Below are 26,189 nucleotides of genomic sequence, written 5' to 3'. Positions count from 1 at the left end.
ATATAGCCCAGATGGCTCGGTGATGTGATGGAGGAGGCCGGAGGGGCGGGGGCACGAACCTCCCGGAGACGCGGGCGCGGTCAGCCGAGACCCGGAGCCCGACTAGCCTTGTCGTGTGCGTATAGCGAGGTTCTCCACAGGAGACGGTGTCGGGTTCGGGGTGGTCGAGGGTGGCCCAGGGGAGGAGTTCATCTCCGCGATCTCCGGTCATCCGTTCGGGCCGATCCAGTTCACCGGTGAGCGTCACTCGCTCTCCCAGGTCAAGCTGGTCGCGCCCATGCTGCCCAGCAAGGTCGTCGCGATCGGCAAGAACTACGCCGACCACGCCCACGAGATGGGCGGTGAGGTCCCCGACGAGCCACTGGTCTTCCTCAAGCCGTCGACCTCGGTGATCGGCTCGGGTGAGGCCATCGCCTACCCGACGACCCTCTCCCAGCGGGTCGACTACGAGGGGGAGCTGGCGGTGGTGATCGGCAGGCTCTGCCGGGAGGTGCCCCGAGAACGGGCCCACGAGGTCATCTTCGGCTACACCTGCGCCAACGACGTCACGGCGCGGGATCTGCAGAAGAAGGACGTCCAGTTCACCCGGGCCAAGGGCTTCGACACGTTCTGCCCGCTCGGCCCGTGGATCCAGACCGAGCTCGACCCGGGCGACGTCGGCATCGTCACGTCCGTGAACGGCGAGGTCAAGCAGAGCTCGCGCACCTCCAAGCTCATGTACGACATCCCCGCGCTGATCGCCCACGTGAGCGCGGTCATGACCCTGATCCCCGGCGACGTCATCCTCACCGGGACGCCGGAAGGGGTCGGCCCGCTCAGCGTCGGCGACGAGGTCAGCGTCTTCATCGAAGGAATCGGCACTCTCAGCAACCGGGTGGTCTCCCGTGATTAGGGTTCGTTTCGCCCCCTCGCCGACCGGCATGTTCCATGTCGGCGGCGCTCGCTCCGCGCTGTTCAACTGGGCCCTGGCCGAGAGGTCCGGCGGAAGGTTCGTGCTCCGCATCGAGGACACCGACGCCGCGCGCAACCGGCCGGAATGGACCGAGGGCATCATCTCGGCGCTCGCCTGGATCGGGATCAACGACGGCGCCCCGGCCTTCGAGGGACCCTACTTCCAGTCCTCGTACGAGAAGCAGCACCGCGAGGCCGCGGCCAGGCTGCTGGCCGAGGGCCGGGCCTACCACTGCACGTGCACCCGCGACGAGGTCAAGGCCCGCACCGGGTCCGAGCACCAGGGCTACGACGGCTTCTGCCGCGACCGAGGTCTGACCGAGGGCGCGGTCCGCTTCCGTACCCCCGACGAGGGCGTCACCGTGATCTCCGACCTGGTCCGCGGCACCGTCGAGTTCCCCAACAACGCGATGGAGGACTTCGTCATCGCGCGCGGCGACGGCTCCCCGCTCTTCGTGCTGGCCAACGTCGTCGACGACGTCGAGATGCGGATCAGCCACGTGGTCCGCGCCGAGGAGCACCTGTCCAACACCCCCAAGCAGCAGCTGCTCTGGGAGGCGCTCGGCGTCGCCCCGCCCACCTGGGCGCACGTGCCGGTCATCGTCAACGAGAAGCGCCAGAAGCTGTCCAAGCGCCGGGACAAGGTCGCCCTGGAGTCCTACCGCGAGGAGGGCTACCTGGCCGAGGCGATGGTCAACTACCTGATGCTGCTCGGCTGGGGCCCCGGCGACGACCGGGAGATCATGCCCTGGTCGGAGATGGTGCCGCTGTTCAGGCTGGAGGACGTCAACCCCTCCCCGGCGTTCTTCGACGAGAAGAAACTCCGCGCGTTCAACGGCGAGTACATCAGGGCACTGCCCCTGGCGGAGTTCATCATCCGCTGCGAGCCGTGGCTGGACCCAAGCTGGGACCGCGAGACCTTCGCCAAGGTCGCCGAGCTCGCCCAGACCCGTATCGCGGTCCTGTCCGAGATCACCGCGAACGTGGACTTCCTCTTCCTGGACGAGCCCGTCTTCGACCAGGCGTCGTGGGACAAGGCCATGAAGAGCTCCGCCGTGGAGATCCTCACCGGCTACCTCGACCGGCTTGAGAAGGTCGAGATGGACCCCGAGTCGCTCAAGACGGCGCTGGAGGAGGTCGGCGCCTCCTACGGCCTCAAGCTCGGCAAGGCCCAGGCGCCGGTCCGGGTGGCCGTCACCGGCCGCACCGTCGGCCTGCCGCTGTTCGAGTCGATCGAGGTCCTCGGCCGCGAGCGCTCCATCGAGCGTCTCCGCGCCGCTCTCGCGAGGCTTCAGGCCTGACCCTTCACCCGGACCGCGGCGAGGTTTCAGCCCGACGGCCCGTCCCCGGGTCTCCGCCCGGGGACGGGCCGTCGGTGCGTGTCAGGACGGGGAGCCGGGCCCCGCCCCCGGTCCGGCAAGCTCGTCCCAGAAGGCGAGACGGTGAGCCGCGGCCCGGTCGAACGGCGCGACACCGCCTCGCCCCGGGGCCAGCCCCTGCACGTACGGCGTGCCGTCGGTGGGACGCACCTGCCTCCAGATGGGCAGGCCCGGCCGGTTCGGGTCGCCGACGGCGGCGAACCTGGACCAGTAGTCGATCATCGTGTCGCCGAGCCGCCACTGCTCGGGGGTGAGCGGGGCGGACTGCCAGCCGATGTCGAACAGGAACGACAGCTCAGACCCGTGCGAGGCGAGCGGTCTGACCTCGCTGGGCAGCGGGAAGAGCTGGGGCGCCGTCCGGTCGGTGAACTCGTAGGAGAAGGTCGGCACGTACCGGGCGAACAGCAGGTCCGTGTCGCGCGCCGGCCAGGCCCAGTCCAGGTCGCTCATGACGGCCGCCACCGCCTGAAGGGGTGAGCCGCCGTGGGCGTCCGGCGGATACTCGGCCAGCACGTCCGGTCCCGCGGCGCCGAACTTCTCGTTGACCGCGGACTCGTACTCCTCGGCCGTCATCGGCGGGAACAGCAGCGACGTGAACAGCGTGCCCTCGTCCCTGGTGATGCCCGTCAGGATGGGCACGCGGTGGAAGCGGCCCTCCTCGAACACCTTCGAGGGATCCTCGGGCAGCACCGCGTTACCGTACGCGGGCAACGGGAGCGGCTGCTGGGCCAGCAGGTCGGCCACCGGCTTGTCCCGCAGGCAGGTGAGCGCGGTCTCCGGGTCCGCGCACCCCAGCGCGGTGGCCAGGACCTGTCCGTAGCCGTCGTGGGCGGCCCGGGGCACCCAGAGGGGGATGTCCATGACCGGCCGCAGCGGGGTGCCCTCGAAGGTCCCGGCCCAGCACGGGGTGCTCTGGGCGATCGCCCGGTGGAACAGACCCGCCGCGGAGGGGGAGGCGAGCTGCGCGCACACCGAGTGCGACCCCGCGGACTCGCCGAACAGGGTGACGTTGCGCGGGTCGCCGCCGAACGCCGCCGCGTTGCGCCGCACCCAGCGCAGAGCCGCCTGCTGGTCCTCGATCCCGAACGCTCCCGCGTTCTCCAGCCCGGGATACCCGAAGAACCCGAAGACGCCCAGCCGGTAGTTGACCGTCACCACCACGACATCGCCCCGTACCGCCAGCCTGCGGGCGTCGTAGTCGCTGCCGGCCCCCTTCGTGAGGCTTCCGCCGTGCAGCCACACCATGACCGGCCTGGGCCGCTTCTTGCCCGCCGGAGCGGTCACGTTGAGGTAGAGACAGTCTTCCGCCTCGCTCCCCGGCAGGCCCCAGATGTCGGCGGTCTGCGCGCACCGGCTGCCCGGCGCGGTGGCGTCGCGCACCCCCTGCCACGGGGTGACGGCCCGCGGCGGCCGCCAGCGTAACTCCCCGACAGGTGGCGCGGCGTACGGGATGCCCTGGAAGAGCAGGTGATCCTTACCGGCCCTGCCCCTCACCCAACCGGAGTCGGTACGTACCGTCGCGCCCGCGCCGTCCGTGGCGGCCGTGGCGGCCGGGGTCGTGGCCCCCGGCGGCACGGTGCCGATACGTGCCGTCGTGTCCCCGCCGCCCGCGGCCGCCGGGGCCGCCGTCATCAGCGGCAGGGCGCAGGCCAGGGCGGCGACGAGCACGGCGCTCGCCTTGTTCCATGGTCGTTTCATGGCCTCCATCGTGTTTGAGGGCCGGGTGGAGCGCATTGGGGCCGGGTCCCCATCCGGGGTGTGGTTTCCCGTACCCCGGATGGGGACGGAGGGCTACGCCTCCAGGCCGCGGCGCTTCAGCAGGGGCTCGATGCGCGGGTCGCGGCCGCGGAAGTCGCGGAAGGCGTCCATCACGTCCCGCGAGCCGCCGACCGACAGCAGGGTGGAGCGGAAGTGGTCACCGTTGCCGCGGGTCAGGCCGCCGTTCTCCTCGAACCAGTCGACGCTCTCGGCGTCCAGCACCTCGCTCCAGATGTAGGAGTAGTAGCCGGCGCTGTAGCCGCCCACCCCGCTGACGAAGATGTGCGCGAAGTAGTTGGTCCGATAGCGGGGGCGGACCAGGTCGTAGGCGATCCCGGCGCGTTCCAGGGCCGCGTTCTCGAACGCCTCGGCGTCCTCGACGGTCTCACCCCCGGCCAGCTTGTGCCAGGCCCAGTCCAGCAGTGCCGCCGCGAGATACTCGACGGTGTCGAAGCCCTGGTTGAACTTCTCCGCGGCCCTCATCTTCTCCAGGAGCTCCGCGGGCACCGGCTCGCCGGTCTCGTGGTGCCTGGCGAAGCCCGCGAGGATCGAGGGCCAGGTGGCCCACATCTCGTTGACCTGCGAGGGGTACTCCACGAAGTCGCGCGGCACGTCGGTGCCGGAGACCCGGGGGAAGCGCACGTCGGAGAAGAGGCCGTGCAGGGCGTGGCCGAACTCGTGGAAGGCGGTGTTGACCTCCTCGAACGTCAGGAGCGTCGGTCCCTCGGAGGGCTTGGTGATGTTGAGGTTGTTCATCACCACGGGCAGCTCGCCGAACAGGTGCGACTGGGTGACCAGGTTGTTCATCCAGGCGCCGCCGCGCTTGGTCGGCCGGGCGTACGGGTCGAACAGGAACAGGCCGAGCGGCGAGCCGTCCGCGTCGGACACCTCGAAGACCCGGACGTCCGGGTGGTACCCGGCCAGGTCGTCCCGGTCGGCGAAGGTGATCCCGTACAGCTCGCCGGCGGCGTGGAAGACACCGTCCCGCAGCACCCGGTCCAGCTCGAAGTAGGGGCGGAGGTCGGCGGCGTCGAATTCGTAGCGGGCCTTGCGCACCCGCTCGGCGTAGAAGGACCAGTCCCACGGCTCCAGGGGGAAGCCGGCCTGCTCGCTCAGCGCCTCGGCCTCCCGGCGGGCGTTGGCCACCGCGGGGCCCACCAGCTTGCCGAGCATCTCCTCGACGGCGTCGGTGGTCTTGGCGGTCTGGTCGGCGACGGAGTAGGCGGCGTGGTCGGGAAAGCCGAGCAGGGCCGCCCGCTCGGCGCGGAGCGCCGCCATCCTGGCCGCCAGCTCGAAGTTCTCCGGCGCCCGGCCGACGGACAGCTCGTACAGCCTCCTGCGGGTCTCCCGGTCGGTCAGCTCGGCCAGCGCGGGCTGGTTGGTGTAGTTGAGCAGCGGCAGGACGTACCTGCCGTCCTGCTCGATCGCCTTGATCGTGCTCTCGGCGAGCCCGTCCAGCAGCTTGACGTCCTCGACGACCAGCGCGGAGGCCGTGGAGGCCGTGAGCAGGTTCTGGGAGAAGGTCGTGGCGAGCCTGGTCAGTTCCTCGTTGAGCGCCCTGAGGTGGTCCTGGTCGCCTTCGGACAGGTCCGCGCCGGCCCTGACGAAGTCGACGCGGTACTTCTGCAGCAGCCACGCCTCCTCGGGGTCGTCGGTGGTCACCTGTTCGATCCGGGCGTACAGGGCGCGGTTCAGGCGGATGGAGTCGGCGTGCTGGGTCAGCCTGGGGGAGACCTGGGTCTCGATCTCCTGGATGCCGTCGGTCGTGTCGGAGGCGGAGATGCTGCTGAAGACGGTCACGGTCCGCTTGAGAATCCGGCCCGAGCGCTCCAGGGCCTCGATCGTGTTGGCGAACGTCGCGGGCTCCGGGTTGCCGGCGATCTCCCGCACCTCGCGCAGCTGGTCGGCCATGCCCCGCTCGAAGGCGGGAAGGTAGTGCTCCTCCCTGATCAGGGCGAACGGCGGCAGCCCGTACGGCAGCGTGCTGGGTTCGAAGAACGGGTTCTCGGCCAAGGCTGGAACTCCTCTCAGATGGACGGATCCCTCAGCAGGGTCGCACAGCGGACCTTCGTTGCGGCAGCCCGGTGATACCGCGATTCGGCCGCCGGCAATCGTTTTGGTCTTGACCCCCAACCTGGGCTATTCTTTCGGAGGCGCCAGCGAGTCCCGAAAGGGAGTCCAGCGCGGTGGGGTATGGTGTAATTGGCAACACGGCTGATTCTGGTTCAGTTGTTCTAGGTTCGAGTCCTGGTACCCCAGCTGCATCTTCTTAGGAAGATGCCGCAGATTCGGCTCCCTCCGAATCTGATGACAGTGTGTAGGGTCCCGTCGTCTAGTGGCCCAGGACGCCGCCCTCTCAAGGCGGTAGCGCCGGTTCGAATCCGGTCGGGACTACCACTGTCTCTCGCAAGGCTCCGTCGTCTAGTGGCCTAGGACGCCGCCCTCTCAAGGCGGTAGCGCCGGTTCGAATCCGGTCGGGGCTACCAGTGCGAAACCCCCGGGAGCAACGGTTCCCGGGGGTTCTTGTCGTTTCAGGGGCGGGTGAAGCCCCACCCGGCACGGATCTCTCAGATCGCCTTCCCGCTCGGCGCCGCGGCCGGACGCTCTCTCCCGATCCAGGGGACCAGGCAGGCCGGACGCATGCCTGATCGAGAAGGAACCCCCGCCGTCACCCGATGTACGGCCAGGTGGCCTCTGAACGCTCCCTGCCATGGCGGAACCGGAAAGGGACGGGGCGCCGCCCCGTCCCTTTCCGGTTCCGTTCCTAGTTCTGCCCCGAGCGGGCCTTGAACAGGGCACGCTTGGCGGCCTTGCCCACCTGCTTGTCCGGATGCGCCTTGCCGATCGCCTCCAGCAGCTCCTCCAGGTGCGGGTGCGGCACCTTCCAGATCACTTCGAGCAGGCTGACCAGGTTCGGCACGTTGCCGATGTCGTCCAGGCTGCTGACGAACTCGGGACGGCCCAGGCCGGCGGAGATGGTCAGCATGTCGAGGATCAGCCAGTGGGTGTCGGCCTGGGTGGGCGTGGGAGCGTCCTCGACGCCCAGCTGGGCCAGGTGGGTGGCCGCGTACGGGCGCAGGGACGGCTCGTCGAGGGCCTCCCGCCAGGCGGGTATGGCCACCTCACCGAGCGAGCCGACCATGCTGGCCGCCTGGACCCGGATCAGCGCGTTCGCGTCGTCCTCGGCCGCGGCCTCCAGCAGGTCCCTGGCGGCCTGCTCGGGGGCGCGCAGCTCCATCCAGGCCTCGAACTCGGCGTCCGCCTCCTCCTCGGGCAGCTCGGAGCCGAAGGAGAGCAGGTCCAGGGCCGTCATCGCGTCGATGGCGGGCCGGGCGTCCAGCTCGATGTCGGCCTCGTCCACGAGGTGGACCACGCCCTCCATGCCGAGCGGGGTCAGCCGCACCTGGTCGTGCTCGACCTCGACCATGCCGTACCCGGCCAGCCAGTCGAGCACCGGGTTGAGCGGGTCGCCGTACTGCGCGGTGGCGGCGGCCCAGGCCTCCGTGCCCAGGTCGTCGTACTCGGCGGCGGCCTCGGCCAGCTCGGTGCGGAGCTCGGCCAGCGGCTTGGAACCGGTCGCCAGCAGCACCCGGACCAGCAGCGCCCTGGTCAGCCCGGACAGGGCGATCGTGGCCTCCTCGTCCGCCAGCTCCGGGTCGCCGTAGTCGATGGAGTGCAGACCGGCCATCCACGCGTCGAGGGCGTCGTCGTCCTCCTCGAAGGGCCACTCCGCGGTGTCGGCGTCGATGCTGACCGTGTCCTCCCCCTCGGGCTGGAGGAAGTCGAGGTCGATCGCGAGGTTCCAGATGTTCCAGAGCGCGGGGACGGAGTCGGCCAGCGACTTGTCGCCCCTCTCGGGAAGCGGGATGCCGAGGACGGCCAGGGCCTCGGTGATCTCGGTGTCGTCGAGCAGGTTCGTCTCGCCCACCCGGCGCTCCGAGCCGACCCAGATCGCGAGGTCGCGGGCCTTGGAGATCAGGGGGGTCCTGCGGGTGGCCTCGGCCAGCTCGGAGTCCGGGCGGAGCCTGATCGTCGGCAGCTCGGAGAGCTCGTCGGCGAACGGCTCGAAGTCACCGAGCCCCTCGGACTCCTCCTCGTCGTACTCGTCGTCCTCGTCCTCCTCGACGACGAGATCCTCCATGGCGTCGACGAAGTCGTCCTCAAGGCGGTCGAGCTCGGCGAGCAGGTCCCCCAGCGGGGCGGAGCCCTTGGCCAGGCGGTCGGACTCCGACAGGAAGGTCAGATAGGCGCGGACCGCGGGCACCATGCCGTCGGCGGCGGCGTCCGGGTCCTCGACGACCTGGGGCATCCGATCGAGGAGAACCGTGCGCAGGTCGGACTGCCTCCACCGGCCGACGTCGTCGGAGGCGATCAGCCGGTGCCACAGCGCGACAGAGCCGACCAGGTTGGAATCGCTGCCGGGCGCGTTCTCACGCGCCCACAGGATGAAGTTCTGGAGCAGGGGACGCAGTTCAGCCGCGGCTGCCTCGATGCGATCTGTCACCTGCCCAGCCTAGGGGGCTGCTGGGGTGCTCGCCTCCTCATATCGCCCACAGGTCGATCGGTGTCAGCCGCCGCGGAGGTCAGCTGGCGCGGCGCATCGACTCGGTGATCCGCTCGGCGGCGGTGACCACGGGGGCGGCGTGCAGCCTGCCGGGGGTGCGGGTCAGACGCTCGATCGGGCCGGAGACCGACACCGCGGCGACCACCTTGCCGCCCGCGCCCCTGATCGGCGCCGAGACGCTGGCCACGCCCTGCTCACGCTCGCCGACGCTGTGCGCCCAGCCCCTGCGCCGCACGCTCGCGAGCGTGGCCGCGGTGAACTTGGCCCCGCGCAGGCCCCGGTGCAGGCGGTCGGGCTCCTCCCAGGCGAGCAGGATCTGCGCCGCGGACCCCGCGAGCATCGGCAGGGCCGAGCCGACCGGCACGGTGTCACGCAGTCCGCTGGCACGCTCGGCGGCGGCCACGCAGACCCGCTCGTCACCCTGGCGCCGGTAGAGTTGCGCGCTCTCCCCGGTCAGGTCCCTCAGCTGGGTGAGGACCGGTGAGGCGACGGCCAGCAGCCTGTCCTCGCCGGCGGCGGTGGACAGCTCGGACAGGCGGGGGCCCAGGACGAAACGGCCCTGGGTGTCGCGGGAGACGATGCGATGGTGCTCCAGAGCGACGGCCAGCCGGTGGGCGGTGGGGCGGGCCAGGCCGGTGGCGTGGACGAGCTGTGCGAGGGACGCCGGGCCGGCTTCAAGGGCGTTGAGCACGAGGACGGCCTTGTCCAGTACGCCGACTCCGCTAGAGTTGTCCATACACCGATACTGCCGTCTCGACATATGAGAAAGCAAGTGGGTGCGGGATAGCCGATCGCAAGGAGGCGACATGGGCCGCACGCTCGCGGAGAAGGTCTGGGAGCAGCACGTCGTGCGACGTGCGGAGGGAGAACCCGACCTGCTCTACATCGACCTTCACCTCATTCACGAGGTCACGAGCCCGCAGGCGTTCGACGGTCTGCGCATGGCGGGTCGCCCCATCAGGCGGCCCGACCTCACCATCGCCACCGAGGACCACAACGTCCCGACCGTACGCGGTCCGATCAACGACCTGGTGTCGCGGACGCAGGTGGAGACGCTGCGTAAGAACTGTGCGGAGTTCGGCGTCCGGCTGCACCCGATGGGTGACGCGGGGCAGGGCGTGGTCCACATCATCGGCCCGCAGTTCGGCCTGACCCAGCCCGGCATGACGATCGTGTGTGGTGATTCTCACACCTCCACCCACGGCGCCTTCGGTGGCATCGCGTTCGGCATCGGCACCTCCGAGGTGGAGCACGTGCTGGCCACCCAGACGCTGCCCGCCTACCGGCCGAAGACCATGGCCATCGAGGTCTCCGGCGAGCTGCCCCCCGGCGTCACCGCCAAGGACCTGATCCTGGCGATCATCGCCAAGATCGGCACCGGCGGCGGTCAGGGCTACATCGTCGAGTACCGGGGCGAGGCCATCCGCAAGCTCTCCATGGAGGGCCGGATGACGGTCTGCAACATGTCCATCGAGGCGGGTGCCCGTGCGGGCATGATCGCCCCGGACGAGACCACCTTCGAATATCTCAAGGGCCGTCCCCACGCGCCGTCCGGCGCCGCCTGGGACGCCGCGGTCGAGTACTGGAAGTCGCTGGTCAGCGACGAGGACGCGGTCTTCGACACCATCGTGGAGATCGACGCCACGACGCTGACCCCGTTCGTCACCTGGGGCACCAACCCGGGCCAGGGCGCCCCGCTGGGCACGTCCGTGCCCCGTCCCGAGGACACCGGCGACCCGGCCGCCGCCGCGCGTGCCCTGGAGTACATGGGCCTGACCGCGGGCACCCCGCTCCGCGAGGTCAAGGTCGACACGGTCTTCGTGGGCTCCTGCACCAACGGCAGGCTGGAGGACCTGCGCGCCGCGGCCGAGGTGCTGCGCGGGCGCCAGGTCGTGACGCGCACGCTGATCGTGCCCGGTTCGATGCTGGTCAAGCTCCAGGCCGAGCAGGAGGGGCTGCACGAGGTCTTCAAGGCCGCGGGCGCCGAATGGCGCGAGGCCGGCTGTTCCATGTGCCTGGGGATGAACCCCGACACCCTCGCCCCCGGCGAGCGCAGCGCCTCGACCTCCAACCGCAACTTCGAGGGGCGGCAGGGCAAGGGTGGCCGTACCCACCTCGTGTCCCCGCAGGTCGCCGCCGCGACCGCCGTCACCGGCAAACTCACCGCGCCCGCCGACCTGTAAGGAGTCCTCGCGATGGAAGCGTTCACCACCCACACCGGCCGGGCCGTGCCGCTGCGCCGCAGCAATGTGGACACCGACCAGATCATCCCCGCCGTCTGGCTCAAGCAGGTCAGCAGGACCGGGTTCGAGAAGGGCCTGTTCTCCGCCTGGCGCGAGGACCCCGGCTTCGTCCTGAACAACCCCGTTCACGAGGGCGCCACGATCCTGCTGGCCGGCCCCGACTTCGGCACCGGCTCCTCCCGCGAGCACGCGGTCTGGGCCCTGCAGCAGTACGGCTTCCGCGTCGTGATCGCGGCCCGTTTCGGAGACATCTTCCGTAATAATTCCACCAAGATGGGCCTGCTCCCGGTCGTCCTGCCGGGCGGGATCGTCGAGGCGCTGCAGGCCGCGGTCGAGGCGGACCCGACCCTTGAGATCACCGTTGACCTGGCGGGACGCCAGGTCCGCTGGGGCGCGGAGGCCGTCGTCTTCGAGATCGACGACTACACGCGCTGGCGGCTGATGGAGGGCCTGGACGACATCGGGCTGACCCTGCGCAACGCCGATGCCATCGGGACATACGAGAATGGTCGGCAGCCATGGCTGCCGACGACCGTCTGACGAGTTCAGAGAGCGAGCTGGCGTGGCGGTTGCGCGAGGCGCACCGCCGCGTCCGGTCCCTGCATGTCTCCGTCGAGGAGAGAAAACGTCTCACCAGACGCCTGCTGGCCATCTGCGATATGGCCAAACGCGACCTCGATCACGCCACAGGGCGTCTTGATTTGTTCCTTCTCAGTATTGATGTCTTGGTTTCAGATACGCCGAGCACTGGAAACATTGCGGAAGGTGATTGAGTCATACGGCTCCGTCCCCTAATTTCAAGCGAGCAGGGGGTTTCTCATCGTGATCGTTGATGAGATCTGTGATGAGACCCCTCGCCGTGACAAATCGGGTGAGACGGGTTTTCTGCCCCGTGACCCACTCCCGGACATCGGTAAGCAGGGGGAGCAACCTTATGAACAAAAAGGAACTCGTCGACGCCATCGCGGATCGGGTGGGCGACAAGAAGACGGCCACCGAAGCCGTGAACGCGGTGCTCGACACGATCCAGGCCACCGTCGCGAGTGGCGACAAGGTCTCGATCACGGGGTTCGGTGCCTTTGAGATGGTGCACAAGCCGGCCCGCACCGCCCGCAACCCCTCGACGGGTGCCGAGATCCACGTCGCCGAGAGTTGGGGGCCGAAATTCCGGCCCGGTTCCGACTTCAAGGAACTCGTCAACAACGGCGGCAAGAAGGCATCGAAGAAGAAATAGGCCTCGGCGTAGGCGCCCGGACTCCCGAAGCGGGGGCCCGGGCGTCCGGCTTCCCGACCGGCGCCGCCGGATTCCGATCCCCGGCCGGGGCCACCGAAAGTGCCCTGTGCGGTGTTCGGCCACGTTCACCGGATTCGTCGGCGCGGGCGCCGCGGAGATGATTTCGGCTCGGACCGTCAGGGAAGCCGGTCTCCCGGCCGCCTCACCGGCCGGGTACGGGGAAAGTCGAGAGGGTGATGTAGGAGACGTCGTCGCCGTCCATGACGATGTTGACCCGCTGACCCGCCCTGAGCAGCCGGAGCGGCCCCGCGTCGAACGCCGCCGCGCCGAACGGGATCTCGGTCCCGTCGTCCAGGAAGACCGACCCCGACCGGGTCGCCTCCTCGAAGCTCCGCACCGTCGCCTGCACACGCCCAGGGTAGCCCCCGGACGGGAATCCCGCCCGAATCGGGGCTATCGCTCCCTGTCGCGTTCCTCCGGCTGCGCAGACCCGCCGGACAGCGTGATCCTTTCCACCATGGCCAGCGTGCGGGGGCCGACGCCCAGGATCAGCGCCCGGCGGAGATCGTCCGGGGTGTCCACGTCATGGCGGACCGACCCCACCCCCGCCACGCAGAGCTCCTTGGCACCGCGCCGCAGGTGCCGGTCCCGCGACTCGCCGCCGAACCCCGGTGTGAACGGCATGCCGGGCCGTACGCCGTAGAAGGTCGTGCCGATCTCGGCGGCGTCGGGCAGGAACATCTGGTCGAACTCCGCGGCGGCGGTCAGCACGCGGGCCAGTTCCGCGGAGCGGAGGGCGGGGAGGTCGGCCTGGAGGGCGCCGACGGCGTCGCCGGGCGCCAGCCGTACCGCCTCCAGGGCGCCGTGCCGCAGGGCGGCGTTCAGCCCCGCCTCCGGGTCGCCGACCACGTGCGCGCCGACCCCGCCGAGTGCCTCGGCGGCCACGGGGTCACCCGTCACCACGACCACCCGCGTGACGAGCGCGCACCTCAGCGCCGCCTCGACGGTGTCGCAGGCGATCGCCACGGCCAGCGCGGCCCGGTGTGGGCCCGCCGCCGCGGACAGACGGGTCTTGGCGGCGACCAGCGTTTTGACCGGGACGACAAGGGTCCAGGCGGAACTTTCCTGAGCAGCCATAGCGTTAAGCATCCCGCCTCGACATCCCGGGGAGCCAACCGGGAGACTTGGTGCGCAAACCGCTCATACGGAGGAGCCCATGAGACGCCCCGGCTGGCCCTCGCGATTCTGGGTCGCCTTCGCCGTCGCGATCGTCAAGCCGATCTCATGGCTCCTGGTCAGGAAGGACTGGCGGCGCAGCGACCGGTTGCCCAGGACGGGCGGGATCATCGTGGCGACCAACCACCTGTCGTGGCTGGATCCGATCCTCATCTCGCACTTCCTCTACAACAACGGCCGCTGGCCGGTGATCCTGGCCAAGTCGGGTCTCTTCTCGGTGCCGCTGCTCGGTCCCCTGCTGAGGGCGCTCCAGGTCATTCCCGTCTACCGGGGGAGTTCTGACGCGGGGCGTTCGCTGGAGGAGTCACGGCACCGGTTCGCCGCCGGGGCGTGCGTGATGTTCTATCCGGAGGGCACCTGCACCCGCGACCCGGACCTCTGGCCGATGGAGGGCAAGACCGGCGCGGCCAGGCTGGCTCTGGAGACCGGCGCGACGGTGATCCCCGTCGCGCACTGGGGGGCTCAGGAGATCCTGCCGTACGGTGCCAGAAGGCCCCGCCTGCTGCCACGCAAGACCTTCCGCGTGCTGACCGGGCCACCGGTCGACCTGTCGAAGTACCAGGGGCAGCCGCTCCAGGCCGACGTGCTGCGCTCCGCGACCGCCGACATCATGTCGGCGATCACGGCCCAGCTGGCCGAACTCCGCGGGGAGAAGGCGCCCAAGGCGCCGTTCAAGCGACCTTCCGACAACTGACTTCGGCGTACGGTGTTGACATCCTCCCCTCCCCGAAGGGAGGGGATTCCCACGGTCGCCCGTGAGAGTTCCTGATTCACCACCGGTCGCCCGCCAGGAGAAATCCCTTGAGGTCCTACACCAGCTGCACAGGCGTTTCACCTCTCCGCCAGCCCGGCGGTGAGGACCCAGCCGGTCACACTCGTAGTGGCTTGGTTGTCGCCACCGCCGGACACGGTACCGAACCGTACGGCATCGCGCCGCGTTTTCTCCCCCGCCCGGAGGCGGAGGTTTCCACGCCCAAGGAGAACCGATGACCAAGGCGGCTGTATTCGGCACGGGTTCGTGGGGAACGACCTTCGGCATGATCCTCGCGGGGGCGGGCACCCGGACGATCCTGTGGGGCCGCAGCGCGGAGATCGTCGAGGCGATCGACCGGCGGCACGAGAACCCCGTCTACCTGCCGGGCGCGGTGCTGCCCGAGACGCTGCGCGCCACGACCGACCCGGCCGAGGCTCTCGACGGCGCCGACTTCGTGGTGCTCGCGGTGCCCTCCCAGACCCTGAGGGAGAACCTGACCCGCTGGAAGCCGGACCTGCCGCCGGAGGCGGTGCTGGTCAGCCTGATGAAGGGCATCGAGCTGGGCACCACCAAGCGGATGAGCGAGGTGATCTGCGAGGTCGCCGGGGTGCCCCAGGAGCGGGTCGCGGTGGTGTCGGGGCCCAACCTGGCCGGGGAGATCGTCCGGGGCCAGCCCGCCGCCACCGTGGTCGCCTGCACCGACGAGCGGGCGATGGAGCGCCTCCAGGAGGCCTGCTACCTGCCGCCCTGGTTCCGCCCCTACACCAACCCCGACGTCGTGGGGGTCGAACTCGGCGGGGCGGTCAAGAACGTGATCGCCCTCGCGGTCGGCATCTCGGCGGGGATGGGGCTGGGCGACAACGTCGGGGCGATGCTGATGACGCGCGGGCTGGCCGAGATCTCCAGGCTGGGCACGGCACTCGGCGCGGACCCGCACACCTTCGCGGGGCTGGCGGGCATGGGCGATCTGGTGGCGACCTGTATATCCCCATTGTCGCGGAACCGTACTTTCGGGGAGAATCTGGGGCGGGGTATGACCCTGGCCGAGGTCATCGCCGCCACGAAACAGACCGCCGAGGGGGTCAAATCCTGCGAGTCGGTGCTCGAACTGGCCAGAAAGCACGACGTGGAGATGCCGATCACCGAAGTGGTGGTGGCCGTCGTCCATGACGCAATGCCTCCCAGCGAGGCCGCGGTGCTCCTGATGTCGCGGACTCCCAAGCCGGAACGGTACGGCCTGTGAAGACACGGTGTGGCCCATGAACAGACGGATGCGCAGGCGCAGGGGGGAGAACACCCGGTCGGTGCACCTGCCGGCTCCCGAACCGCCCCCGCAAAGACCCCTCGGCCTTCCCGTGTGGCGCAGCTCCGCCTGGGGTTTCGGCGACTCCGCCGAGTACGCCGAGGTGTTGGAGGTGAAGGGGTCCGGCCACGTCTACGGCCGGATCGACAACCCCACCACCGCCGCGTTCGCCTCGGCGGTGGCCTCCCTGGAGGGGGCCGCGGCGCCCGAGGACGTGGCCGGGCAGGCGTTCGCCTCGGGGATGGCCGCCGTCAACGCCGTCCTGATGGCGTTCCTGCGCGCGGGCGCGCACCTGGTGGCACCCACCCCGCTGTACGGCGGGACCCACTCGCTGATCACCAACGTGCTGTCCAGGTTCGGGGTCGGCGCGGACTTCGTCGGCTACGACGACCTGACCAGGGTGCAGGCGGCGATCAAGCCCAACACGAAGATCATCTATGCGGAGACGCTCTCCAACCCGACCATGGCGGTCTCCGACATCCGCGGCCTCTACCGGATCGCCCGCGCCGCGGGGGCGCTGCTGGTGGTCGACTCCACCTTCGCCACCCCGATCGTGTGCCGTCCCCTGGAACACGGCGCCGACCTGGTGATCCACTCCGCGACCACGTACCTCGGCGGCCATGACGACTGCGCCGGGGGCGTCGCGGTGGGCCGTCCCGGCCTGATCGCCCAGCTGCGCGAGGTCAGGATCGACACCGGGGGCACGCTCTCCCCGGACGACGCCTTCCTGCTCCGCCGGGGGCTCGCGACCCTGCCGCTGCGGGTCCGCCGGATGTGCTCCACCGCGATGGTCTTCGCCGCGGCCGTGGCCAAGCACCCCGCCGTGCGCCGGGTCGACTACCCGGGGCTGCCGGAACACCCCGGACACCAGCTCGCCAGGCACCTGTTCGACTCGGGGCCCGAGGGCACCAGGTACGGCGCCTGTGTGACGATCACTCCGCGCGGCGGCTACGACGCCGGCGTGGCCCTGGCCGACGCCCTCAGGCTCGCCTCGATCGCCCCCTCCGCCGGAGGAATCCATACCAAGGCCGCGCATGTGGCCTCGACCGGCCACCGGCGGCTCGGCGAGGCGGCGGGGATCGATGAGGCGGCCGTCCGGTTCTCCATCGGGCTTGAAGACGCGGAAGATCTCATCATGGATGTGACCAAGGCACTCGACTCACTACCCGCATCGAGTAGATAGGCGCGTCTAACAGCCGGATTGCCCCCTAACAGGGGGTAGATTCGGTCATCATGAGTGAGCAGCACGAACCTCTACCGAGGGTCGCCGTCGTCTTCGGCGGTCGAAATTCCGAGCACGCCGTCTCCGTTCTCGGAGCGGGAAGCGTGCTGGAGGCCATCGACAGGTCCAAGTACGAGGTGGTCCCGATCGGGATCGCCCAGGACGGCCGGTGGGTGCTCGCCTCCGGGGAGCAGCGATACGGGATCGAGAGCGGCGAGCTGCCCGCCGTCGACGCGGCGAGCGCGACGCTGGCGCTGACATCCGGTAGTGGCTCGCTGGTGGCGTACGACCCCGGCAGCATTCCCGTCGAGCTCGGCCACGTCGACGTCGTCTTCCCGGTGATGCACGGCCCCTTCGCCGAGGACGGCACCATCCAGGGGCTGCTGGAGATGGCCGGGGTCCGCTATGTCGGCTCCGGGGTGCTGGCCAGTTCCGTCGGCATGGACAAGGCGTACATGAAGATGGTCCTCGCCGCCTCGGGCCTGCCCGTCGGGCCGTATGTCGCGATCCGCGACCGCGACTGGCGGACCGACCGCGGCCGGGTGCTCAAGGAGGTCCAGGAGCTCGGCTGGCCGGTCTTCGTCAAGCCCGCCCGCGCCGGGTCCAGCCAGGGCATCTCCAAGGCCGCCGACCTGGAGGAGCTTGAGCGGGCCATCGAGCTCGCCCGCGAGCACGACCCCAAGGTGCTGGTCGAGGCCGCGATCACCGGCCGCGAGATCGAGTGCGCCGTGCTGGAGTCGCCGGGCGACGAGGCGCCCCGCGCAAGCGTGCCCGGCGAGGTACTGGTCCACGGAGACCACGAGTTCTTCGACTTCGAGGCCAAGTACATCGGGAACGACATGTCCCTGTCGGTGCCCGCGGACATCCCCGAGGAGACGGCCGAGCAACTGCGGGCGATGGCCGTGCGCGCCTTCGAGGCGCTGGGCTGCGAGGGCCTGTCGCGGGTCGACTTCTTCTACACCACCGACGGGCGACTGGTCGTCAACGAGATCAACACCATGCCCGGCTTCACCGCGATGTCGGTCGCGCCGCAGCTCTGGGCCGCCACCGGGGTGCCCTACCCGGAGCTGGTCGACCGGCTGATCCAGCTCGCGCTGCGCCGCTCACCCGGTCTGCGGTAGTGCCGCCTTGATCGGTGCCGCGAGATCGACCAGCACGCTCTGCGGGGTGTGCTCCCGCGCGACCGTCACCTCGACGTAGGCCGCCCTGCCGATCGACGTGAACAGCGTCGGTCGGGCCGGGTCGGCGTACCACGCCACTTCGTTGATCTCGGGCACCTGGTCGGTGGGCGACATCGTCACCGGCCGTGGCACCCCGCAGCGCAGGGCGATGCGGCCCTGCCCCCACACGGCGACGTAGGGGGAGGCGGGGGTGGACTCGACCCGGTCCGCGCCGTCGAGTCTCCGTGGCAGCCGCTCGGCGAGCGCCTGGCACGCGGCGGCGGCGGGCCCCTCGGGGACGGGCGGCTCGACCCGGACGGCGCCGCCGCATCCCGCCAGGATCAGCAGGGCGCAGGCGCACCCCGCCAGGCGGGTGAACCGCAGTGGCATGTCACGTTCCCGACGGTCAGATACGGACTCAGATGTGGACGATGGGACACGTCAGTGTACGCGTGATCCCCTCCACCGCCTGAATCTGCGCCACCACGAGCTTTCCCAGCTCATCGACGTTGCGGGCCTCCGCCCGCACTATCACGTCGTAGGGCCCGGTGACGTCCTCGGCCTGGGTGACACCAGGGATACCGGAGATCTCCGAGGCCACGTTCGCGGCCTTGCCGACCTCGGTCTGAATAAGGATGTAGGCCTGCACCACAACGACCTCCGGGGCGATTGGATCAGTGCCGAAGGGCCACCGTACCCTGTGATGAACGGGAGGTGTGCCATCACAGTCGGAGATCTCGGCGAATTCGGGGTTGTTGCACGTATTGCCGGACGCTTGCCACAGGGAAGGACCGTATTGCTCGGTCCCGGGGACGACGCCGCGGTGGTGAGCGCTCCCGATGGGCGGGTCGTCGTGACGACTGACCTGTTACTTGAGGGTAGGCACTTCCGCCGTGATTGGTCCAGCGGCTACGACATCGGGCGCAAGGCCGCGGCGCAGAATCTGTCGGATGTCGTGGCGATGGGAGCCGACCCCACCGGCCTCGTGGTCGGCCTCGGGCTGCCCGCCGACGCCGCCACCGGCTGGCTGGACGACCTCACGGACGGCTTCCGCGACGAGTGCGACCTCGTCGGCGCCAGCGTGGTGGGCGGCGACATCACCCGCTGCGACCTCGTCGTGATCGCCGTCACCGCCCTCGGCGACCTGGGCGGCCGGGCGCCGGTCACCAGATCGGGGGCCCGGCCCGGTGACGTGGTCGCGGTCGCGGGCCGCCTCGGGTACGCCGCCGCGGGCCTCGCGCTGCTCCGTGCGGGGCTGGCCGGGCCGGTGGAGCTGATCGACGCCCACCGCCGCCCGTGCCCGCCCTACCCGCGCGGCCCCGAGGCCGCCGCACTGGGTGCCACCGCCATGCTCGACGTGAGCGACGGCCTGCTCCAGGATCTCGGCCACGTGGCGGCCGCGGCCGGAACCGCGCTCGTGCTCGACCCGGAGGCGTTCGACGTCCCGCCGGTGATGCGGGAGGCCGCCCGGCTGCTCGGCACGGACCCGCTGGAGTGGGTGCTCTCCGGCGGCGACGACCACGCCCTCGCCGCGACCTTCCCGGACCGGGTACGGCTCCCGGAGGGCTGGAACGTGCTGGGTCATGTCATCGAGGGTGCGGGAGTGCAGGTCAAAGGCCTGTTGCTGGACCGTGGAGGCTGGGACCACTTCCGGGAGTGACCTTTACCACTCGTTGTTACATCTGCGAAAATTGCGACAAACGGTTATTGAACTGGTATGAAGTTTGGCGGTCGAGATTCCCTCCGAGAAAGGGGCGATATGGGCCGCCATGGTGGAAACGGGGAAGCGGCTTCCCCGGACCGGGGGAAACGCCGGCCGGAGCCCGCTCCGGCACCCGGGTACGGGGACGAGCCGATCGGGCGCCGGCTCCGTCCCGAGGAGTCGATGATCACCGAGACCCAGACGGGTTTCCTGGGTTCGGGATGGACGTCGGAGTCCGAGCCGTCCGTCACGTGGCCCGAGGACGAGGAGAGGTCCGGCGGACGGCTCAAGACGACCTTGCTGATCGTCGCCGCGGTGGCGGTGGTGCTCGGCGGGACCGTGTTCGGGATCCGGGCGCTGACCGGCTCCGAGGGGTCCGCCGCCGACTGCCCGCCCGCCGGTTGTGTCACGGCGGCGTCGAACCAGCCGGAACCGCGGCCCGACCCCGTCGGTGGGACCGAGCTCACCGAGGAACCCGTACCGGCCGACGAGCCCGAGGAGACGGGTGACGAGACGGCGGAGGCCACGCCCACCCCGACTCCCACCTCCACCCGCACGGGAGGCGGGGTCACCTCCACCCCCAAGCCCACCGCGACGAGAAAGGCCACCCGCGCGCCCCTGGCCTCCGACGAGCCGTCGCCCACCGACGAGCCGGAGCCCACGCCCACCTCCGAGCCCCTCATCGTCGGTGACCACCGAACACCCACCCCCGAGCAGTCCCCGAGCACCACGGCGCCCGCCCCCGTGCCCACCGGCACCTTCGAGGCGCCCGTGCCCGCCGCGGGGGGCGCCATGATCATGGTAGGCGCCGCCCTCGTGCGGAGCAGGGCACAGTCGTACACGGTCGAGCTCGTGGTCGCCGCGGACGAGAGCGTCGAGAACCTGAAGGTGAGCGTGCCGGTCAACGGGACGGTCTCCTCGGTGAGCGGAGCCGACTGGGAGCAACTCGACGACAGCCTGGTGATCGACTCGCCGGAGGGCCTGGAGGCAGGTGAGGAGCTCGTCGTCGTCTTCACCGCGAGCGGTGACGCGGAGGTTCCGGAGACCTGTCAGAGCGACAGGGGGGAGTGCGCCGTCGTCTGACCCGGCGCGGCGTCCCGGACCGAGCGGGTTGGCGCGGGGCTGGTTGGATGGGGGCATGACCGTTCTGGCTCCCCCTCGCGTGCTGACCGTCGCCGGCTCCGACTCCGGAGGCGGTGCGGGCATCCAGGCCGACCTGAAGACCATGCTGGCCCTCGGCGTCCACGGCATGAGCGTGATCGCCGCGGTGACCGCCCAGAACTCGGTGGGCGTGCAGGGCTACTGGGAGCTTCCCCCCCAGGCGGTCCGTGCCCAGCTCGACTCGGTACTCGGTGACATCGGTGCCCAGGCGGTCAAGACCGGCATGCTCGCCTCGCCCGTACTGGTGGAGACGGTCGCCGAGGTGCTGGCAGGGCTGGATGTGCCCGTCGTGGTCGATCCGGTGGGAGTCTCCAAGCACGGTGACACGCTCCTCGCCGCCGAGGCGGTGGAGACGGTCAAGTCGAGCCTGCTGCGCACGGCCACGGTGGTCACCCCCAACCTGTGGGAGGTTCTCCAGCTCACCGGAGTGAAGGTCACCGACGAAGCCGACCTGCGCCGGGCCGCCGACGCGGTCCTGGCGCTCGGGCCCGAGTGGGCGCTCATCAAGGGCGGCCACCTTCCTGGAGCTCCCGTCGACCTGCTGACCGACGGCACGCGGGAGTTCCGCTTCACCGCCGAGCGCCACGACAACCGGCACACCCACGGCACGGGCTGCACCCTGGCCTCCGCGATAGCCTCCCACCTGGCCCTCGGCGAGGACGTCCCCGCCGCCGTGGAGAAGGCGAAGGCGTACGTCACCGGCGCGATCGAGCACGGCTTCCCGCTGGGGGCCGGCATCGGCCCGGTGGACCACGCCTGGCGCCTGCGCCCCCGCTGAACGCGGCGGAGCCGTCCTTGGCGGGCCCCGCCAAGGACGGCTCCGCCCGTTGGGAACGGCGAAGCCCGCCGCCCCGTCGAGGGGACGGCGGGCTTCGCCGAAGTCCGACTAGCGGGTGACCTTGCCGGCCTTGATGCAGGAGGTGCAAACGTTCAGCCGCTTCGGCGTGCCGTTCACCACTGCGCGCACGGGCTGGATGTTCGGGTTCCAGCGGCGACGGGTGCGGCGGTGCGAGTGGGAGACGTTGTTGCCGAAGGTCGGCTTCTTAGCGCAAACGTCGCAGACGGAAGCCACGGTTCGCTCCTTAGATCAGTCGAGAGGCTCGATCCGCCGCACTGGCGGGCGGTCATCGGGCATGCCGGGACGACCGGCTGGCCACACGAGGATACCCGATGTTCGGCCCTACAGGCGAACGTGAGCCGCCGTGAACGGTCGAACGGGGATAATCTCCGGAGGCAACCGTAGCGCATCCCGGGACGCGCCATGGCGGGTCGCGTCCGGCGGGCGACGATCAGCCGGTGAGATCGGGACCGGCCGGGCTGTGCGGACGGGGAGCCACCGGTGGCGGCGTGCCGGCCGCGGCGCCGGGACCTGCCCGGGAGATCGACGAGCGCGCCCGGCGGGCGCGAGCAGGAGCAGGAGGGCAGGAATGCTGCAGGTTCTCGACCCGCCCTCGGTGCGGAGGTGGTCGCGGCTGGCCGCGGAGACGCTGGGGAAGGCACGCGAGGAGATCGACGCGCTCAACGTCTTCCCGGTGCCCGACGGCGACACCGGCACCAACCTGCACCTGACCATGCTCTCCGCGGCCGAGGCGCTCGACGGGCTGCCCGCGGACGCGGGGACGGCGGCCACCTGGCAGGCGCTCGCGCAGGGAGCGCTGCTCGGCGCGCGGGGCAACTCCGGGGTGATCGTCAGCCAGGTGCTGCGCGGCCTCGCCGAGGTGTTCAGGGAGGCCGAGGGGCGCGGCACGGACCTCTGCCGTGGCCTGGTCAGAGCCGCCGAGCTGGCCCGTGCCGCGGTGGCCAGGCCGGTCGAGGGCACGATCCTGAGCGTCCTGGCCGCGGTGGCCGCGGCGGTGCGCGACGGCCGGGGAGATCTCGTCTCGATCGCGAGAAGGGCGGCCGAGGAGGCGCGCTCCGCGCTCCGCCGTACCCCCGGGCAGCTCGACGTGCTGGCCCGCAACGGGGTGGTCGACGCGGGCGGCGCGGGCCTGACGATCATTCTGGAGAGCCTCGCCGCGATCGTCACCGACTCCTACACCGAGCGGGTGGACATTCCCGCCCCGGTCCACCGGATCGGCGCGGAGGTCGCGGAGGAGAGCGCGGACGGGCCCGGCTACGAGGTCATGTATCTCCTGGAAGCCGGGGCGGCACAGGTCGCGGCGCTCCGTGCGGAACTCGACGCGCTCGGCGAGTCGCTGGTGATCGTGGGTGGGGACGACCTGTGGAACGTGCACGTCCATGTGGACGACGCGGGTGCGGCGATCGAGGCGGCGGTCCGGCTGGGGCGGCCCCACCGGATCAGGGTGACGTATCTGGTCGGCTCGGGCAGGACCCACCCGGCCGCGCGGGGCAGGGGAGTGGTGGCCGTGGCGGCGGGACCCGCGCTGGCCGCGCTGTTCGAGGAGTCGGGGGCCGTGGTCGTCCGCCGCGAGCCGGGCTCCAGCCCGCCGCTGGCGGCGGTGCTCGCCGCCATTCGCGAGGCCGGCTCGGAGGTCGTGGTCCTGCCCAACGACAGCGGGACGCGTGAGGTCGCCGCCGCCGCCGCGGAGATGGCCAGGGAGGAGGGCCTGGTGGTCGGCGTGATCCCGACCAGGGCCTCGGTGCAGGGCCTGTCGGCGCTGGCCGTGCACGATCGGCTGCGCCGCTTCGACGACGACGTGGTGGCCATGACCGAGGCCGCCGCGCACACCCGCCACGGGCACCTCTGGGTGGCCGACCGCGAGGTCATGACGAGCGCGGGCCTGGCCGGGCCCGGTGACGTCCTGGGAGTGGTCGACGGGGACGCCGCGCTGATCGGCAGGGACCTCGGGGCCACCGCCCTGGAGGTCGTGGGCCGCATGGTGTCCTCCAGCAGCGAGTTGGTGACCGTTCTGGAGGGCGTCAACGCCCCCGAAGGGCTCGCGCGCGCGGTGCTGGACCATCTGGCCGAGACCAGGCCGGACATCGAGGTGGTTCTGTACGAGGGCGGCCAGGGCGGCTACCCGCTGCTCATCGGCGTCGAATGAGCCGGTGGAATGAGGGCGTCGCGGGGTCCGGTGTCAGGCGCGCCCGTCGGTGACGTTCGCGGGCGACGCGGGTGAACCGTTCCGCGGGCCGGGCGATTTCTGTCTCCCGCACACGGTAGAAAGCTGGGGTGACGAGCTTCGACGAGCCGCTGGCGAAGGCACTGGACCCCAAAACCGCCAGGTTGCTGGAGAGCGTTCTCGACCTGCGCACCGTCGGCGACCTGCTGCGGCACTACCCGCGGCGCTACGCCGAGCGGGGTGAGCTGACCGACCTCGACGACCTGCGGGTCGACGAGCACGTCACGGTGGTGGGCGAGGTCACCAGGGCGATGCGCAGGCCGATGCGGAACAAGGGCGGCACCTGGCTGGAGGTCGAGGTCGTCGACGCCCGCCGCAGCAAGATCTACCTGTCGTTCTTCGGGAAGGCGTCCCACATCGCGGAGACGCGGCTGCGGCCGGGCAGGCGCGGCATGTTCGCCGGGAAGGTCGGCGCCTTCGGCCAGGGCGAGAAGCGCAAGTGGCAGCTCTCCCACCCCGAGTTCGAGATGATCGAGGAGAACGAGACGGGGGCCGAGGAGTTCGCCGCCGCGCTCGTGCCGATCTACCCGGCGGGCAAGGACGTGACGCCCTGGGCCATCCGCAGGGCGCTGGGCGTCGTCCTCGACACGATGGGCGAGCTCGACGACCCGCTTCCCGAGGAGTTGCGCGCCCGGCACCGGCTCCCCGGTCTGTCGGACGCGCTGCTGACCGTTCACCGGCCGCGCGACCACGCCGACGTGGCCAGGGCGCGCAAACGGCTCAGGTTCGACGAGGCGTTCCTGCTCCAGGCGGTGCTGCTGCAGCGCCGGATGGCCGCGGCCTCCTGGCCCGCCACCCCCAGGCCCGCGATCCCCGACGGGCTGCTCGCCGACTTCGACAAGCGGCTGCCGTTCGAGCTGACCGAGGGGCAGCGCGAGGTGGGCGAGGAGGTCGCGGCCGATCTGGCCATGGCCCACCCCATGCACCGGCTGCTCCAGGGCGAGGTCGGGGCGGGCAAGACCGTCGTCGCGCTGCGGGCGATGCTCCAGGTGGTCGACGCCGGGGGGCAGGCCGTGCTGCTGGCGCCCACCGAGGTGCTCGCCCAGCAGCACCACCGGTCGATCTCGGCCATGCTCGGCGACCTGGCAGGCGGCGGCATGTTCGGCGGCACCGCGGTCGCCCTGCTGACCGGCTCGCTGGGCGCCGCGGCCCGTCGCTCGGCCATGCTCGACGCGGCCTCGGGCACGGCGGGCATCGTCGTCGGCACCCACGCGGTCCTGCAGGAGCGGGTCCAGTTCGCCGATCTCGGCCTGGTCGTGGTCGACGAGCAGCACAGGTTCGGCGTCGAGCAGCGCGACGCGCTCCGCGAGAAGGCCGGGGGCGGCCGCCCGCACGTGCTCGTCATGACCGCCACCCCCATCCCCCGCACGGTCGCCATGACGGTCTTCGGCGACCTCACGGTCTCCACGCTCTCCCAGCTGCCCTCCGGGCGTGCCCCGATCACCACGCACGTGGTTCCCGCCGCGGAGAAGCCGCACTTCCTCGACCGCGCCTGGACCCGGCTGCGCGAGGAGATCGGGCTGGGCCGCCAGGCCTACGTCGTGTGCCCGCGCATCGGCGACCTGGAGGGCGACGAGGGCGACATGTCGAAGGCCGACGACGAGCGCAGGCCGCCGCTGGCGGTGCTCGACGTGGCCGAGACGCTCTCGCGGGGGCCGCTGCTGGGGCTCCGCACGGAGGTGCTCCACGGCAAGCTCCCTCCCGAGGAGAAGGACGCGGTGATGAAGGCGTTCACCAGGGGAGAGATCGACGTGCTGGTGGCGACCACGGTCATCGAGGTCGGCGTCGACGTCCCCAACTCCTCGGTCATGGTCATCATGGACGCCGACAGGTTCGGCGTCTCGCAGCTCCACCAGCTCCGCGGCCGGGTCGGCCGCGGCGGGCTGCCCGGTCTCTGCCTGCTGGTGAGCGACTCCCCCGGCGGTACGCCCGCCAGGGCGCGGCTCGACGCCGTGGCGGCCACCCTGGACGGCTTTGAGCTGTCCCGTGTCGACCTGGAACAGCGCAGGGAGGGTGATGTGCTCGGGGTGGCCCAGTCGGGGCGCAGGTCGTCGCTGAAGATGCTCAGGCTCCTCCGCGACGAGGACGTCATCCACGCCGCGCGCCTGGACGCCGAGGCGATGCTGGAGGCCGACCCCGAGTTGGCGGGGCACCCCGTGCTCCGCGCGGAGATCGACAGACTCCTGGCGGACGAGCGCGCCGAGTACCTGGAGAAGACCTGACGACCGGCGGAGGCGATGCGCCGCGAGGTTTCGCGGCTCTGGCCGGCGGCCGCGCTGTGCCCAACTGCGGGGACGGCCTCCCCCCGAATGCCGTCCCCGCCTGGGCCCACTCCCGGGTCAGGTGCCGAGAGCACCGGCGTGCGGAAGGGCTCACGATCACGCCGGTCGGCCTCCCCCTGGGTCACTTGGAGGCCGCAGGAATCATCATGCAAGGGAC

The 26,189-nt window shown here is 70.8% G+C and carries 24 protein-coding genes and 3 tRNA genes; 18 read left to right on the top strand and 9 right to left on the bottom strand.

Annotated elements, in window-relative coordinates:
• Window positions 1–115 precede the first annotated feature (115 nt).
• Complete coding sequence (locus tag ACQP0P_RS39655; protein ID WP_433365856.1) at window positions 116–892, top strand: fumarylacetoacetate hydrolase family protein; 777 nt, start codon at window positions 116–118, stop codon at window positions 890–892.
• A 28-nt stretch (window positions 893–920) separates the two neighbouring features.
• Window positions 921–2,252 carry a glutamate--tRNA ligase gene (gene gltX / locus ACQP0P_RS39650; RefSeq protein WP_433382327.1) on the top strand — a complete coding sequence of 444 codons (1,332 nt, stop codon included), beginning with the start codon at window positions 921–923 and terminating at the stop codon, window positions 2,250–2,252.
• A gap of 81 nt (window positions 2,253–2,333) precedes the next feature.
• On the opposite strand, the gene ACQP0P_RS39645 is transcribed toward gltX, so the two are convergent.
• Together ACQP0P_RS39645 and ACQP0P_RS39640 are read right to left on the bottom strand one after the other, a co-directional pair.
• On the bottom strand, window positions 2,334–4,028 hold the full coding sequence (locus tag ACQP0P_RS39645; protein WP_433365853.1) for a carboxylesterase/lipase family protein: 1,695 nt from the start codon (window positions 4,026–4,028) through the stop codon (window positions 2,334–2,336).
• A gap of 93 nt (window positions 4,029–4,121) precedes the next feature.
• On the bottom strand, window positions 4,122–6,101 hold the full coding sequence (locus ACQP0P_RS39640; protein WP_433365850.1) for a M3 family metallopeptidase: 1,980 nt from the start codon (window positions 6,099–6,101) through the stop codon (window positions 4,122–4,124).
• A 174-nt stretch (window positions 6,102–6,275) separates the two neighbouring features.
• Here ACQP0P_RS39640 and ACQP0P_RS39635 point away from each other — a divergent pair.
• The 3 genes from ACQP0P_RS39635 (at window position 6,276) to ACQP0P_RS39625 (ending at window position 6,574) form a co-directional block, all read left to right on the top strand.
• A tRNA-Gln gene (locus tag ACQP0P_RS39635) sits at window positions 6,276–6,347 on the top strand.
• Between the two features lie 62 nt (window positions 6,348–6,409).
• Window positions 6,410–6,485 (top strand) — tRNA-Glu (locus ACQP0P_RS39630).
• A 13-nt stretch (window positions 6,486–6,498) separates the two neighbouring features.
• Window positions 6,499–6,574: transfer RNA gene (locus ACQP0P_RS39625), tRNA-Glu, on the top strand.
• A 278-nt stretch (window positions 6,575–6,852) separates the two neighbouring features.
• Here the strand turns inward: ACQP0P_RS39625 and ACQP0P_RS39620 are convergent.
• Both ACQP0P_RS39620 and ACQP0P_RS39615 read right to left on the bottom strand, forming a co-directional pair.
• Window positions 6,853–8,592 (bottom strand): hypothetical protein, encoded by a 1,740-nt coding sequence (locus tag ACQP0P_RS39620; RefSeq protein ID WP_433365847.1) that lies wholly within the window; start codon window positions 8,590–8,592, stop codon window positions 6,853–6,855.
• Window positions 8,593–8,671: 79 nt separating this feature from the next.
• Entirely contained in the window at window positions 8,672–9,388 is a 717-nt protein-coding gene (locus ACQP0P_RS39615) for an IclR family transcriptional regulator (protein ID WP_433365844.1), read from the bottom strand.
• A gap of 70 nt (window positions 9,389–9,458) precedes the next feature.
• On the opposite strand from ACQP0P_RS39615, the gene leuC reads away from it, so the two are divergent.
• The 4 genes from leuC to ACQP0P_RS39595 all read left to right on the top strand — a co-directional run bounded on the left by leuC (window position 9,459) and on the right by ACQP0P_RS39595 (window position 12,129).
• A complete protein-coding gene (leuC, locus tag ACQP0P_RS39610) occupies window positions 9,459–10,835 on the top strand; it encodes a 3-isopropylmalate dehydratase large subunit (RefSeq protein WP_433365841.1) in 1,377 nt (458 codons plus the stop codon).
• Between the two features lie 12 nt (window positions 10,836–10,847).
• The gene (gene leuD / locus ACQP0P_RS39605) at window positions 10,848–11,435 is read left to right on the top strand and encodes a 3-isopropylmalate dehydratase small subunit (RefSeq protein ID WP_433365838.1); all 588 of its coding nucleotides are present in this window, start codon (window positions 10,848–10,850) and stop codon (window positions 11,433–11,435) included.
• Window positions 11,414–11,668, top strand: coding sequence for a hypothetical protein (locus ACQP0P_RS39600; protein WP_433365835.1), 255 nt, complete (start codon window positions 11,414–11,416; stop codon window positions 11,666–11,668). The genes leuD and ACQP0P_RS39600 overlap by 22 nt, the downstream gene beginning before the upstream one ends.
• 161 nt (window positions 11,669–11,829) lie before the next feature.
• On the top strand, window positions 11,830–12,129 hold the full coding sequence (locus ACQP0P_RS39595; RefSeq protein ID WP_433365832.1) for an HU family DNA-binding protein: 300 nt from the start codon (window positions 11,830–11,832) through the stop codon (window positions 12,127–12,129).
• A gap of 202 nt (window positions 12,130–12,331) precedes the next feature.
• Here the strand turns inward: ACQP0P_RS39595 and ACQP0P_RS39590 are convergent, their stop codons facing one another.
• Both ACQP0P_RS39590 and cofC read right to left on the bottom strand, forming a co-directional pair.
• Window positions 12,332–12,538, bottom strand: coding sequence for a hypothetical protein (locus tag ACQP0P_RS39590; protein WP_355564215.1), 207 nt, complete (start codon window positions 12,536–12,538; stop codon window positions 12,332–12,334).
• Window positions 12,539–12,582: 44 nt separating this feature from the next.
• Window positions 12,583–13,266 (bottom strand): 2-phospho-L-lactate guanylyltransferase, encoded by a 684-nt coding sequence (cofC, locus tag ACQP0P_RS39585; protein ID WP_433365828.1) that lies wholly within the window; start codon window positions 13,264–13,266, stop codon window positions 12,583–12,585.
• A gap of 79 nt (window positions 13,267–13,345) precedes the next feature.
• Here cofC and ACQP0P_RS39580 point away from each other — a divergent pair, with 79 nt between their 5' ends.
• The 4 genes from ACQP0P_RS39580 (at window position 13,346) to ACQP0P_RS39565 (ending at window position 17,765) form a co-directional block, all read left to right on the top strand.
• Window positions 13,346–14,059 carry a lysophospholipid acyltransferase family protein gene (locus ACQP0P_RS39580; RefSeq protein ID WP_433365825.1) on the top strand — a complete coding sequence of 238 codons (714 nt, stop codon included), beginning with the start codon at window positions 13,346–13,348 and terminating at the stop codon, window positions 14,057–14,059.
• Window positions 14,060–14,351: 292 nt separating this feature from the next.
• Window positions 14,352–15,362: an NAD(P)H-dependent glycerol-3-phosphate dehydrogenase gene (locus tag ACQP0P_RS39575; RefSeq protein ID WP_433365822.1), complete on the top strand. Its 1,011-nt coding sequence runs from the start codon at window positions 14,352–14,354 to the stop codon at window positions 15,360–15,362.
• A gap of 16 nt (window positions 15,363–15,378) precedes the next feature.
• Entirely contained in the window at window positions 15,379–16,605 is a 1,227-nt protein-coding gene (locus tag ACQP0P_RS39570; RefSeq protein WP_433365819.1) for a trans-sulfuration enzyme family protein, read from the top strand.
• Between the two features lie 50 nt (window positions 16,606–16,655).
• Window positions 16,656–17,765, top strand: coding sequence for a D-alanine--D-alanine ligase family protein (locus ACQP0P_RS39565; protein ID WP_433365816.1), 1,110 nt, complete (start codon window positions 16,656–16,658; stop codon window positions 17,763–17,765).
• On the opposite strand, the gene ACQP0P_RS39560 is transcribed toward ACQP0P_RS39565, so the two are convergent.
• Entirely contained in the window at window positions 17,748–18,194 is a 447-nt protein-coding gene (locus ACQP0P_RS39560; RefSeq protein ID WP_433365813.1) for a DUF3515 family protein, read from the bottom strand. The genes ACQP0P_RS39565 and ACQP0P_RS39560 overlap by 18 nt on opposite strands.
• 28 nt (window positions 18,195–18,222) lie before the next feature.
• Complete coding sequence (locus tag ACQP0P_RS39555) at window positions 18,223–18,456, bottom strand: Lrp/AsnC family transcriptional regulator (RefSeq protein WP_089213386.1); 234 nt, start codon at window positions 18,454–18,456, stop codon at window positions 18,223–18,225.
• 51 nt (window positions 18,457–18,507) lie between these two features.
• On the opposite strand from ACQP0P_RS39555, the gene ACQP0P_RS39550 reads away from it, so the two are divergent.
• From ACQP0P_RS39550 to thiD, 3 genes are all read left to right on the top strand, one after another.
• Window positions 18,508–19,464: a thiamine-phosphate kinase gene (locus tag ACQP0P_RS39550; protein WP_433365809.1), complete on the top strand. Its 957-nt coding sequence runs from the start codon at window positions 18,508–18,510 to the stop codon at window positions 19,462–19,464.
• 225 nt (window positions 19,465–19,689) lie between these two features.
• On the top strand, window positions 19,690–20,589 hold the full coding sequence (locus ACQP0P_RS39545) for a hypothetical protein (RefSeq protein WP_433365806.1): 900 nt from the start codon (window positions 19,690–19,692) through the stop codon (window positions 20,587–20,589).
• Between the two features lie 55 nt (window positions 20,590–20,644).
• Complete coding sequence (gene thiD, locus ACQP0P_RS39540) at window positions 20,645–21,445, top strand: bifunctional hydroxymethylpyrimidine kinase/phosphomethylpyrimidine kinase (protein ID WP_433365803.1); 801 nt, start codon at window positions 20,645–20,647, stop codon at window positions 21,443–21,445.
• A 108-nt stretch (window positions 21,446–21,553) separates the two neighbouring features.
• On the opposite strand, the gene rpmB is transcribed toward thiD, so the two are convergent.
• Entirely contained in the window at window positions 21,554–21,739 is a 186-nt protein-coding gene (gene rpmB / locus ACQP0P_RS39535; RefSeq protein ID WP_012894387.1) for a 50S ribosomal protein L28, read from the bottom strand.
• Between the two features lie 355 nt (window positions 21,740–22,094).
• Here rpmB and ACQP0P_RS39530 point away from each other — a divergent pair, with 355 nt between their 5' ends.
• Together ACQP0P_RS39530 and recG are read left to right on the top strand one after the other, a co-directional pair.
• Complete coding sequence (locus ACQP0P_RS39530) at window positions 22,095–23,672, top strand: DAK2 domain-containing protein (RefSeq protein ID WP_433365800.1); 1,578 nt, start codon at window positions 22,095–22,097, stop codon at window positions 23,670–23,672.
• A gap of 128 nt (window positions 23,673–23,800) precedes the next feature.
• Entirely contained in the window at window positions 23,801–25,972 is a 2,172-nt protein-coding gene (recG, locus tag ACQP0P_RS39525) for an ATP-dependent DNA helicase RecG (RefSeq protein ID WP_433365798.1), read from the top strand.
• Window positions 25,973–26,189: the final 217 nt, after the last annotated feature.

This window comes from Streptosporangium sp. CA-115845, from assembly GCF_050943795.1.
Lineage (GTDB): Bacteria > Actinomycetota > Actinomycetes > Streptosporangiales > Streptosporangiaceae > Streptosporangium.
Note: the sequence above shows the minus strand (reverse complement) of the source record. Positions and strands in the feature narration are given on the sequence as shown.